Here is a 12,371-nt window from a genome sequence, read left to right as displayed (position 1 = left end):
GAATTGAATACAGCGATTGCCTTTATATTAATTTTCGGTGCACTCGTATTTTTCCATGAGCTAGGGCATCTATATTTCGCAAAAAGAGCAGGTATTTTGTGCCGCGAGTTTGCGATTGGTTTTGGTCCGAAAATATTCTCATTTGAAAAGAATGAAACGGTGTATACGATTCGATTACTGCCCCTTGGTGGCTATGTAAGAATGGCTGGCGAGGATGCGGACACAGTTGAGTTAAAACCTGGAAAAAAGGTTGGGCTTGTATTAAATGAAAAAGACGAAGTTGTGAAATTAGTTTTTGACGGACATGAAAAATATCCAAATGTTCGTGTCATTGAAGTCGAACAAGCTGATTTAGAGCATAATCTTACAATTTTGGGTTATGAAGAGTACGAGGAAGAGCTGCAAACATTCCGAGTGAATGAAAAAGCTCGTATCATTTCTGCGGGAGAAGAAATTCAAATCGCTCCGTACAATAGACAATTTGGCTCTAAAAAATTGGGCCAACGTGCTCTAACAATCTTTGCAGGTCCTGCAATGAACTTTATTCTAGCATTTGTTATTTTTGTGATTCTTGGATTTGTACAAGGAGTTCCTGTTGACAAACCGATGGTCGGAAAAGTAATGGAGAATAGTGCTGCAGAACAAGCTGGATTAAAAGAAAACGATACAATTCAAGCAATCAATGGGAAGAACACTAGTACATGGAAAGATGTTGTAACGATTGTACGTGAAAACCCAAATAAAGAAATTACGTTACATGTAAAGCGTGATAGTGAGCAATTTAATGTGAAAGTAACACCAACGCTTGATAAAGAAGGAAAAGACGAAGTTGGTAGAATTGGTGTTTATTCTCCTGTAGAGAAAACAGTGATGGGTTCTATTAAATCAGGGTTTGAACAAACATACGAATGGACGAAACTAATTTTTGATTCTCTTGTGAAATTAGTAACGGGTCAATTTTCTATTAATGAGTTGTCAGGTCCAGTAGGAATTTATAATCTAACAGATCAAGTTGTAGATTATGGATTTACGCGTGTACTAAGTTTAGCGGCAGTTTTAAGTATTAACCTTGGTTTATTTAATTTATTACCAGTCCCAGCTTTAGACGGTGGGCGTTTGTTCTTCTTCTTAATTGAAGCGTTACGAGGAAAACCAATTGATCGTCAAAAAGAAGGAATGGTTCACTTTATTGGGTTTGCATTATTAATGTTGCTTATGTTAGTTGTAACATGGAATGACATCCGTAAGTTTTTCTTGTAAAATAAGAAGAAGGTTATAATGAAATAGAGCTCATAGAATAAAATCCCTCACCTAACTCGAGGTGAGGGGTTTTATTGCGTGTAAGAGTAAAATGAAGAGGTGCGAATAAATGAAACAAAGTATGGTATTCAGTCCTACATTACGTGAAGTTCCAGCAGATGCTGAAATTAAGAGTCATCAATTATTACTTCGCGCAGGGTTTATGCGTCAAAATGCTTCTGGTATTTATAGTTTTCTACCATTTGGTTTAAAAGTGTTACACAAAGTAGAACGTATTGTTCGTGAAGAAATGGAGCGCGCAGGGGCAGTAGAACTATTAATGCCAGCTATGCAAGCTTCTGAATTATGGCAAGAATCAGGCCGTTGGTATTCTTACGGATCAGAATTAATGCGTATGAAAGATCGTAATGCTCGCGAGTTTGCGCTAGGGGCAACTCATGAGGAAGTAATTACAGATCTTGTACGTGATGAAATTAAATCATACAAAAAATTACCATTAACATTATATCAAATTCAAACAAAATTCCGTGATGAGCAAAGACCACGTTTCGGTTTATTACGCGGAAGAGAATTTTTAATGAAAGATGCGTATTCTTTCCATGCAACACAAGAAAGTTTGGATGAAGTATATAGCGGTTTATACAAAGCGTATTCTAATATCTTTGCTCGTTGTGGTTTGAATTTCCGTGCAGTTATAGCTGATTCTGGAGCAATGGGTGGAAAAGATACACACGAATTTATGGTGTTATCTGATGTAGGTGAAGATACAATTGCGTATTCTAATACATCTGATTATGCGGCAAATATTGAAATGGCTCCTGTTGTTGCTACGTATACGAAGAGTGATGAAGCCGAAAAAGCACTTGAAAAAGTAGCAACTCCAGATCAAAAAGCTATTGAAGAAGTATCTGCATTCTTAAATATCGCAGCGGAAAAATGCATTAAATCTATGGTGTTTAAAGTAGATGCGAAATTAGTAGTAGTACTTGTTCGTGGCGATCATGAAGTCAATGATGTAAAAGTGAAGAATGTATACGGAGCTTCAGTCGTTGAGCTTGCTTCACATGAAGAAATAAAAGAGTTATTAAACTGTGAAGTGGGTTCTTTAGGACCGATTGGTGTTACAGGGGATATCGAAATTATCGCTGACCATGCTGTAGCATCAATTGTCAACGGATGTTCAGGAGCGAACGAAGAAGGATTCCATTATGTAAATGTAAATCCAGAACGTGACTTTAAAGTAAGTCAATATACAGATTTACGCTTCATCCAAGAAGGAGACCAATCTCCAGATGGAAATGGAACAATTCTTTTCGCACGTGGAATTGAAGTTGGTCATGTATTCAAATTAGGAACTCGTTATAGTGAAGCAATGAACGCAACGTTCCTAGATGAAAACGGAAAAACAAAACCACTTATTATGGGTTGTTACGGTATCGGTGTATCTCGTACAGTGGCAGCAATTGCAGAGCAGTTTAATGATGAGAATGGTTTAGTTTGGCCAAAATCTGTTGCACCGTTCCATGTGCATGTAATTCCAGTGAATATGAAATCTGATGCACAACGTGAAATGGGTGAAAATATCTATAACTCATTACAAGAGCAAGGATACGAAGTATTACTAGATGATCGTGCAGAACGTGCAGGTGTTAAATTTGCAGATGCAGATTTATTCGGCCTTCCAGTTCGTGTTACAGTTGGTAAAAAAGCAGATGAAGGTATTGTAGAAGTGAAAGTACGTGCTACAGGCGAGTCTGAAGAAGTGAAAGTAGAAGAACTTCAAACATATATTGCTAATATTTTAAAATAAGAAGAGGTACCTCGTAATGAGGTACCTTCTCTTTCTTTGTAAACGTATTTTGTAAAAGAAGAAGGAAGAAATCTTTCTTTGTAGTACGTTTCAATTTATAATAGCAAATGGAAGGAGAGTGCTTATGTCATTAACAAATGAACAACAAGAGCGATTTCAAATTTTGCTCCAACAGTTGCAAATACCAGAAGACCTTATAAATCAATATTTACATGGCGGTGGTATTGAAAAGCTAGTTATTGATAAAGCGAATAAAAGTTGGCATTTTGACTTACAAGTGCCACGTATTTTGCCGACAGAATTATATGAGTTGCTAGAAACAAAGCTTAAGCAATCATTTTCTCATATTGCAAGAACAACATTTGCATTAGAAGCAGAGAATAAACAATTTACAGAAGAAGAAGTGAAGGCATATTGGCCGCTTTGTACAGAACGAATTACATTTTCACCTATGTTCGCGTACTTAAAGAAGCAACTTCCGCAGGTCAATGGCGTGAAGTTGCTATTAAATGTGAATAATGAGCTGGAATCTACTACTTTAAAGAAAAACGTTGCGAAACCAGTAGGTGATCAATACGAAGCTTTTGGATTCCCGCGTTTTCAGTTAGACACACATATAAAGCAAAATGCAGAAGAAATGCAAAAGTTTCGTGAGCAAACACAGGAAGAAGATCGTCAACGAGTTATACAGGCTATGGAAGAGATGGCTAAAAGGCAAGCTGAAGAAAGTGATGTTGTTCATGAAGGACCAGTTGTGCTTGGTTATCTTATTAAGCCAGATGAAGAGATTACGCCGCTGCGTGAAATTCAAGATGAAGAAAGAAGAAAAACCGTTCAAGGGTATGTTTTCCATGTAGAGACGAAAGAACTTCGTAGTGGACGTACATTATTAACTTTAAAGATAACTGACTATACGGACTCTATTATGATTAAGATGTTCTCACGTGATAAAGAAGATATCCCGATGTTACAATCCTTGAAAAAAGGAACTTGGGTAAAAGCGCGTGGTTCAGTTCAAAATGATACATTCGTGCGCGATTTAGTTATGATTGCAAATGATATAAATGAAATAACGGGACCTTCTCGTAAAGATAAAGCAAAAGAAGGGGAAAAAAGAGTAGAACTTCATCTTCATACTCCAATGAGTCAAATGGATGCTGTTACTTCTGTTTCTAAGCTCGTTGCCCAAGCCGGAAAATGGGGGCATGAGGCTATTGCAGTTACAGACCATGCTGTTGCACAGTCGTTCCCAGAAGCATATTCTGCTGGTAAAAAGGCTGGAGTTAAAGTTCTATATGGTGTAGAAGCAAATTTAGTTAATGATGGTGTGCCGATAGCATATAACGAAGCGCATCGTCTACTTGCAGAAGAAACATATGTTGTCTTTGACGTTGAGACAACAGGGTTATCTGCTGTATATGATACAGTCATTGAGTTAGCTGCTGTAAAGATAAAAGGTGGAGAAATTATTGATCGCTTTGAATCTTTCGCAAATCCTCATCAACCATTATCGGCGACGATTATTGAATTAACAGGCATTACAGATGATATGTTAACTGATGCACCAGAAGTGGACGAAGTGTTTAAAAAGTTTGAGGAATGGATGGGTGACCATACACTTGTTGCTCATAACGCAAGCTTCGATATGGGCTTTATTAACGTAGGTTTTAAAAAGGCTGGGATAGAAAAAACGAAAAATCCAGTTATTGATACGTTAGAACTTGCACGGTTCTTATTCCCAGAAATGAAAAATCATCGATTAAATACGATGTGTAAAAAGCTTGATATTGAATTAACGCAACATCACCGTGCGATTTATGATACAGAAGCAACGGGATATTTACTTGTGAAGATGTTAAAAGATGTGATTGAAAAGGGATTTGAATATCACGATCAACTAAACGATAGTATGGGACAAGGGGATGCGTATAAACGTGGGCGTCCAAGTCATATGACGTTACTTGCCACATCAGATGTTGGGTTGAAAAACTTATATAAACTTGTTTCATATTCTCACCTGAATTACTTTTATCGTGTACCACGTGTACCACGATCACTATTAAAAAAATATCGCGAAGGCATTTTAGTAGGAACAGCTTGTGACAAAGGTGAAGTATTTGAAGCTATGATGCAAAAAGCGCCTGAAGAAGTAGAAGAAATTGCACAGTTTTATGATTACATTGAGGTTATGCCTCCAGAAGTGTTACGTCATTTAGTGGAACGTGAACTCGTTCGAGATGAAGGACAGTTAAAAACAATAATTTCTAACTTAGTAAAACTAGGTGAGACGTTAGATAAGCCAGTTGTTGCTACTGGGAATGTGCATTATTTAGATCCAGAGGACGCGATATATCGGAAAATTTTAGTCAGTTCGCAGGGAGGAGCTAATCCGTTAAATCGCCATTCATTACCGCCTGTACATTTCCGTACAACAAATGAAATGCTAGATTGTTTTTCATTCTTAGGTGAAGACAAAGCAAAAGAAATTGTTGTGACAAATACAAACAAGATCGCATCATTAATTGGTGATGTTCGTCCAGTAAAAGATGATTTATACACACCGAAAATTGAAGGTGCTGATGATGAAACACGTGATATGAGCTATGTAATGGCACGAAGTATCTATGGAGATGAACTACCGGAAATTGTAGAAGCTCGTTTGGAAAAAGAATTGAAAAGTATTATTGGACATGGATTCGCTGTTATTTATTTAATTTCACATAAGCTTGTGAAAAAATCGTTAGTGGACGGTTATCTAGTAGGTTCGCGTGGATCGGTAGGTTCATCATTTGTTGCAACGATGATGGAAATTACAGAAGTAAACCCATTACCACCGCACTATGTATGTCCAAAGTGTAAACAATCAGAGTTCTTTAATGACGGTTCTGTAGGTTCTGGTTTTGATTTACCAGATAAAGAATGCCCAACATGTAATGTTCCATATGTGAAAGATGGGCATGACATTCCTTTCGAAACGTTCCTTGGATTTAAAGGGGATAAGGTACCGGATATCGATTTGAATTTCTCCGGAGAATACCAACCACGCGCCCATAACTATACGAAATTACTGTTCGGTGAAGATTATGTATACCGCGCAGGAACAATTGGTACGGTTGCGGAAAAAACCGCTTATGGGTATGTGAAAGGTTATGCTAATGATCATAACTTAACAATTCGAAATGCAGAGATTGATCGCTTAGTTGCGGGATGTACAGGTGTAAAGCGTACGACCGGACAGCATCCAGGTGGTATTATCGTTGTACCAGATTACATGGATATTTTTGACTTTTCACCAATTCAGTTTCCGGCTGATTCAATAGGTGCTGAGTGGAGAACAACGCACTTTGACTTCCACTCAATTCATGATAATTTATTGAAACTTGATATATTAGGACACGATGATCCGACTGTTATTCGTATGCTTCAAGATTTAAGTGGTATTGACCCGAAAACAATCCCAACGGATGATCCAGAAGTAATGAAAATTTTCTCTGGTCCAGAATCTTTAGGGGTAACGGAAGAACAAATTAACTGTAAAACAGGTACACTTGGTATACCAGAGTTTGGTACGAAATTCGTAAGACAAATGTTAGAAGAAACGAAACCAACAACGTTTTCAGAGCTTGTCCAAATTTCTGGACTGTCCCATGGTACAGATGTATGGTTAGGTAATGCGAATGAATTAATTTATAATGGTACGTGTACACTGAGTGAAGTTATCGGTTGTCGTGATGACATCATGGTATATTTAATTTATCAAGGCTTGGATCCATCATTAGCCTTCAAAATCATGGAGTCGGTGCGTAAAGGTAAAGGTGTACCAGAAGAATGGGAAGAGGAAATGAGAAATAACAATGTACCAGGTTGGTATATTGATTCATGTAAGAAGATTAAGTACATGTTCCCTAAAGCCCATGCGGCTGCTTACGTACTTATGGCTGTGCGTATTGCATACTTTAAAGTACATTTCGCACTTTTATTCTATGCGGCATATTTTACAGTTCGTGCAGATGACTTTGATGTAGAGGCGATGGCGAAAGGTTCAGCATCCATACGTGTAAAAATTGATGAAATTGCACAAAAAGGATTGGATGCAGCACCGAAAGAGAAGAGTTTATTAACGGTACTAGAAATGACACTTGAAATGTGTGAGCGTGGTTATTCATTCCAAAAGGTTGATTTATACCGCTCGCATGCAACCGAATTTATAATTGATGGGGATACTTTAATTCCTCCATTTAATGCAGTTCCTGGTCTTGGTACAAACGCAGCTTTCAGTATTGTTGAAGCTCGTAAAAATGGTGATTTCTTATCAAAAGAAGACTTACAGCAGCGCAGTAAGGTTTCTAAAACGATTATTGAGTATTTAGATGGTCAAGGTTGTCTAGGAGATTTACCGGATCAAAACCAATTGTCACTGTTCTAATAGGTAGGAAAAATCTTTGCAAATCAACATTTGCTATGGTATACTATAAACCGAGATAACCATGTCATGTATATTTTGTGAAAAAGAGAGTGGGGAAACCCACTCTTTCGTGTTACTATCTACATTTTGCTTATGTAGATAGTAATGATATTTCTGTCGTATATACATATTTTGTTACAAGTTTTACTTCTTAAATTTGGTAATACTAAGACAGATATTCCCTGCTTAACGGCAGGGGCTTTTGTTAGCTAACGAGAAAGAATAAGATAGACCGTCTTTATGAACGGGATCTTTTCTTGTAAATGGTACATGGCGGCAGGAAGGAGGCTGTTTATGGATAAGAAAGTCACAGAAATTGTAGAAGCATTTGCGCAGCCAATCGTTGAAGAGTTAAATCTTGAACTTGTAGATGTAGAGTATGTGCAAGAAGGACAAGACTGGTTCTTACGCGTATTCATTGATTCTGAAAAGGGAGTCGAAATTGAAGAATGCGGTGCGGTAAGTGAACGTTTAAGCGAAGCTTTAGATAAAGAGGATCCAATTCCTCATCTTTACTTTTTGGATGTATCATCTCCTGGAGCGGAACGCCCATTAAAGAAAGAGAAAGACTTCCAGCAAGCGGTAGGAAAACAAGTGGCAATTAAAACATATAAGCCGATTGATGGTGAGAAGATGTTTGAAGGAAAGCTACTTTCCTACGACGGTACTACAATTACACTACTATTAACAATTAAAACACGTAAAAAAGAAATCCAAATTCCAATGGATAAAGTTGCAAATGCGCGACTTGCTGTTACGTTTTAGTAAGAAGGGGGATCTTCATGAGCACTGAGTTGTTAGATGCTTTGCTCGTATTAGAGTCAGAAAAAGGTATTAGCAAAGATATTATTATTGATGCGATTGAAGCAGCATTAATCTCTGCTTATAAACGCAATTTTAACCAAGCACAAAACGTTCGTGTGAGCTTTAACCCAGAAGTGGGAACAATTCAAGTTTTAGCACGTAAGGACGTTGTAGATAATGTGTTTGATCCACGTCTTGAAATCTCTGTAGAAGAGGCAAGACAAATTAATCCAAACTACCAAGATGGTGACGTACTAGAAATTGAAGTAACGCCAAAAGATTTTGGTCGTATTGCAGCACAAACTGCAAAACAAGTTGTAACACAACGAGTTCGTGAGGCGGAACGTGGTGTAATTTATTCAGAATTTAGTGATCGTGAAGAAGACATTATGGTTGGTATTGTACAGCGCCAAGATGCTCGTTTCATCTATGTAAGCTTAGGTAAAGTAGAAGCTTTATTACCTGTAAGTGAGCAAATGCCAAATGAGCAATATAAACCACATGATCGTATTCGCGTATTTATTACAAAAGTAGAAAAGACAACAAAAGGACCACAAATTTACGTATCACGTACACATCCTGGTCTTTTAAAACGTTTATTCGAAATGGAAGTTCCAGAAATTTATGATGGAACTGTAGAAATTCGCTCTGTAGCACGTGAAGCAGGCGACCGTTCTAAAATTTCTGTATATGCAGAGAATATCGATGTTGATCCAGTAGGTTCTTGTGTAGGACCGAAAGGACAACGTGTACAACGCGTTGTAGATGAACTAAAAGGTGAAAAGATTGACATCGTTCGCTGGTCGAATGACCCAGTTGAATATGTTGCAAATGCTTTAAGTCCATCACAGGTTGTTAAAGTACTTGTAGATGAAGCAGAGAAAGCAACAACTGTTGTTGTTCCAGACCACCAGCTTTCATTAGCGATTGGTAAGCGTGGACAAAATGCGCGTCTTGCAGCTAAATTAACAGGCTGGAAAATTGATATTAAAAGTGAGTCTGATGCGAAACAACTTGGTATTGTGACAGAAGAAGATAGCGTAATCGCATTCGGATTCGATTCAGCTGAAGACGAAATCGAATAGAGGTGATGAGTATGAGCAATCGAAAAGTTCCGTTACGAAAATGTATTGCGACGCAAGAGATGAAATCAAAACGAGAGCTAGTTCGCATTGTTCGTTCCAAAGAGGGCGAAGTGTCTATTGATTTATCAGGAAAAAAATCAGGACGAGGTGCATATTTATCAAAAGATAAAGAAAGCATTATTCAAGCCCAAAAGAAAAACATTTTGGAACATCATCTAAAAGCGAAAATCGACAGTTCTCTGTACGAAGAGCTTCTTGAGCTTGTTGAGAAGGAGTCGAAATAAGTGTCTGATTGGAAATCATTTTTAGGACTAGCAAACCGCGCTCGAAAAATTATTTCGGGTGAAGAACTCGTTTTAAAAGAAGTACGAAGTGGCAAAGCAAAGCTAGTATTGCTTTCTGAAGATGCGTCAGCGAACACTACAAAACGTATCATTGATAAAACCACGTACTACAACATACCAATGAGAAAAGTCGAAAATCGACAACAATTAGGGCATGCGATTGGGAGAGACGAGCGAGTCGTTGTAGCTGTTTTAGATGAAGGCTTTGCGAAAAAGCTACGTAGCATGCTCGATACAAATTACCGGGGGTGAAGGTATGAGTAAAATTCGAGTACATGAATATGCAAAAAAAAATAATATCTCAAGTAAAGATCTTATGACAAAACTAAAAGAGATGAATATCGAGGTTTCGAATCATATGACAATGTTAGAAGATGAAGTAGTAAACAAATTAGATAATCAATATAGCGCTGGAGCGGAAAAACCTTCTGTTGCAGATGAGTTTGAAGTAGAAGAGAAAGTTGTTCGTAGTAAAAAGAACAGCAATAAGAATAAGAAAAAAGGCAAAGCAAATGAAGATAAACGTCAAGATAACTTTGCTGGAAGACAACAAACACCAATAGTAGAAACACCAGATAAAATCACTTTCTCTGGAAGCCTTACAGTAGGTGACCTTGCTAAAAAGTTAAGCAAAGAGCCATCTGAAATTATTAAAAAGCTCTTCATGCTAGGAATTATGGCGACAATTAACCAAGACTTAGATAAAGATACAATTGAGTTAATTGCTACTGATTACGGTATTGAAGTAGAAGAAGAAGTAGTTGTAAGTGAAACTGAATTTGAAACATTCATCGATGAGCAAGATGATGAAGAAAACTTAAAAGAACGTCCAGCTGTTGTTACAATTATGGGACACGTTGACCATGGTAAAACAACATTGCTTGACTCTATCCGTAATTCAAAAGTAACTGCTGGCGAAGCTGGTGGAATTACTCAGCATATCGGTGCATACCAAGTTGATGTAAATGATAAGAAAATTACGTTCTTAGATACACCAGGTCACGCGGCATTTACAACAATGCGTGCTCGTGGTGCACAAGTAACAGATATTACAATTCTTGTTGTTGCAGCTGATGACGGTGTTATGCCACAAACAGTTGAAGCGATTAGCCATGCGAAAGCAGCTGGAGTACCAATTATTGTTGCTGTGAATAAAATGGATAAACCAGCGGCAAATCCTGATCGTGTAATGCAAGAATTAACAGAATATGAATTAGTTCCAGAAGCTTGGGGCGGAGACACGATTTTCGTACCAATTTCTGCGATTCAAGGCGAGGGAATTGACAACTTACTAGAAATGATCCTTCTTGTGAGTGAAGTAGAAGAATATAAAGCAAATCCAAATCGCTATGCAGCTGGTACTGTAATTGAAGCACAGCTTGATAAAGGTAAAGGAACTATCGCGACATTACTTGTTCAAAACGGTACACTTCGAGTTGGAGATCCAATTGTTGTTGGAACATCATTCGGTCGTGTTCGTGCAATGGTAAGTGATATTGGTCGTCGTGTAAAAGTTGCTGGTCCGTCAACTCCTGTTGAAATTACAGGTTTAAATGAAGTGCCACAAGCGGGAGATCGTTTCATGGCATTCGCTGATGAGAAGAAAGCTCGTCAAATCGGTGAATCACGTGCACAAGAAGCGTTAGTTGCACAACGTGGTGAGAAATCTAAATTCAGCCTGGAAGATTTATTCCAACAAATCCAAGAGGGCGATGTAAAAGAAATTAACTTAATTGTGAAAGCAGACGTACAAGGTTCTGTAGAAGCAATGGCAGCATCACTTCGTAAAATTGATGTTGAAGGCGTAAAAGTGAAAATTATCCATACAGGCGTAGGTGCGATTACAGAATCTGATATTATTTTAGCTTCTGCATCTAATGCAATTGTAATTGGATTTAACGTACGCCCAGATGTGAATGCGAAGCGTACAGCTGAATTAGAGAAAGTTGATGTTCGTTTACACCGTATTATCTATAAAGTAATCGAAGAAATTGAATCAGCAATGCAAGGTATGCTGGATCCAGAATTCGAAGAAAAAGTAATCGGTCAAGCGGAAGTTCGTCAAACATTCAAAGTAACAAAAGTTGGAACAATCGCAGGTTGTTACGTAATAGACGGTAAAATTACACGTGATAGTGGCGTTCGTATTATCCGTGATGGCGTAGTAGTCTTCGAAGGAAAACTTGATACGTTAAAACGTTTCAAAGACGACGTAAAAGAAGTTGCACAAAACTATGAGTGTGGTATTACAATTGAGAGATATAATGATCTTAAAGAAGGGGACATCATTGAAGCATACGTTATGGAAGAAGTGAAGCGATGATTATCGCTTCACTCTCATTCGAGTGTATGATTTACGATGTGCATTCTTTAAAAGAGAAACGAGCAATTTTGCAACGTGTGTTAACTCGTGTGAAACAGCGCTATAATGTAGCTGTTTCTGAAGTTGGGCATCAAGATGTATGGCAACGTACAGAAATTGCAATTGTTTCCGTATCCTCAAATCGTGTTGTCTGTGAAAAAGAAATGAATCGTGTACTTGAGTATATCGATTCATTTCCTGAAATTGAACGTACGATAACACATTTGGAATGGTATTGAAT

9 protein-coding genes are annotated in these 12,371 nt (G+C 37.8%); all 9 read left to right on the top strand.

Features of this window, described 5'->3' with window-relative positions; all coding sequences use genetic code 11:
• The first annotated feature begins 3 nt into the window (after nucleotides 1-3).
• The 9 genes from rseP (at nucleotide 4) to ABH957_RS00155 (ending at nucleotide 12,369) form a co-directional block, all read left to right on the top strand.
• Nucleotides 4-1,260 carry an RIP metalloprotease RseP gene (rseP, locus tag ABH957_RS00195; RefSeq protein ID WP_002088169.1) on the top strand — a complete coding sequence of 419 codons (1,257 nt, stop codon included), beginning with the start codon at nucleotides 4-6 and terminating at the stop codon, nucleotides 1,258-1,260.
• Between the two features lie 109 nt (nucleotides 1,261-1,369).
• Nucleotides 1,370-3,070 carry a proline--tRNA ligase gene (locus tag ABH957_RS00190; protein WP_002014550.1) on the top strand — a complete coding sequence of 567 codons (1,701 nt, stop codon included), beginning with the start codon at nucleotides 1,370-1,372 and terminating at the stop codon, nucleotides 3,068-3,070.
• A gap of 124 nt (nucleotides 3,071-3,194) precedes the next feature.
• Nucleotides 3,195-7,496 (top strand): PolC-type DNA polymerase III, encoded by a 4,302-nt coding sequence (locus ABH957_RS00185; RefSeq protein WP_002014551.1) that lies wholly within the window; start codon nucleotides 3,195-3,197, stop codon nucleotides 7,494-7,496.
• Between the two features lie 333 nt (nucleotides 7,497-7,829).
• Nucleotides 7,830-8,300: a ribosome maturation factor RimP gene (rimP, locus tag ABH957_RS00180; RefSeq protein WP_002146103.1), complete on the top strand. Its 471-nt coding sequence runs from the start codon at nucleotides 7,830-7,832 to the stop codon at nucleotides 8,298-8,300.
• 17 nt (nucleotides 8,301-8,317) lie between these two features.
• Entirely contained in the window at nucleotides 8,318-9,424 is a 1,107-nt protein-coding gene (gene nusA / locus ABH957_RS00175; protein WP_002014554.1) for a transcription termination factor NusA, read from the top strand.
• Nucleotides 9,425-9,435: 11 nt separating this feature from the next.
• Complete coding sequence (gene rnpM, locus ABH957_RS00170; RefSeq protein ID WP_002088161.1) at nucleotides 9,436-9,708, top strand: RNase P modulator RnpM; 273 nt, start codon at nucleotides 9,436-9,438, stop codon at nucleotides 9,706-9,708.
• Complete coding sequence (locus ABH957_RS00165; RefSeq protein ID WP_001286519.1) at nucleotides 9,709-10,020, top strand: YlxQ family RNA-binding protein; 312 nt, start codon at nucleotides 9,709-9,711, stop codon at nucleotides 10,018-10,020.
• Nucleotides 10,021-10,024: 4 nt separating this feature from the next.
• Nucleotides 10,025-12,091 carry a translation initiation factor IF-2 gene (gene infB / locus ABH957_RS00160; RefSeq protein WP_002014558.1) on the top strand — a complete coding sequence of 689 codons (2,067 nt, stop codon included), beginning with the start codon at nucleotides 10,025-10,027 and terminating at the stop codon, nucleotides 12,089-12,091.
• Complete coding sequence (locus ABH957_RS00155; RefSeq protein WP_002088157.1) at nucleotides 12,088-12,369, top strand: DUF503 domain-containing protein; 282 nt, start codon at nucleotides 12,088-12,090, stop codon at nucleotides 12,367-12,369. The genes infB and ABH957_RS00155 overlap by 4 nt, the downstream gene beginning before the upstream one ends.
• Nucleotides 12,370-12,371: the final 2 nt, after the last annotated feature.

The organism is Bacillus sp. RC242, from assembly GCF_044908245.1.
Taxonomy (GTDB): domain Bacteria; phylum Bacillota; class Bacilli; order Bacillales; family Bacillaceae_G; genus Bacillus_A; species Bacillus_A mycoides.
The sequence above is the reverse complement of the archived record's forward strand: the minus strand, read 5'-3'. Positions and strand labels throughout refer to the sequence as shown.

Excerpts from the sequence above, each read along its gene's own strand:
- ABH957_RS00190 (WP_002014550.1), top strand. The coding sequence starts at position 1,370 with ATGAAACAAAGTATGGTATTCAGTCCTACATTACGTGAAGTTCCAGCA.
- ABH957_RS00185 (WP_002014551.1), top strand. The coding sequence starts at position 3,195 with ATGTCATTAACAAATGAACAACAAGAGCGATTTCAAATTTTGCTCCAA.
- rimP (WP_002146103.1), top strand. The coding sequence starts at position 7,830 with ATGGATAAGAAAGTCACAGAAATTGTAGAAGCATTTGCGCAGCCAATC.
- nusA (WP_002014554.1), top strand. The coding sequence starts at position 8,318 with ATGAGCACTGAGTTGTTAGATGCTTTGCTCGTATTAGAGTCAGAAAAA.
- rnpM (WP_002088161.1), top strand. The coding sequence starts at position 9,436 with ATGAGCAATCGAAAAGTTCCGTTACGAAAATGTATTGCGACGCAAGAG.
- infB (WP_002014558.1), top strand. The coding sequence starts at position 10,025 with ATGAGTAAAATTCGAGTACATGAATATGCAAAAAAAAATAATATCTCA.
- ABH957_RS00155 (WP_002088157.1), top strand. The coding sequence starts at position 12,088 with ATGATTATCGCTTCACTCTCATTCGAGTGTATGATTTACGATGTGCAT.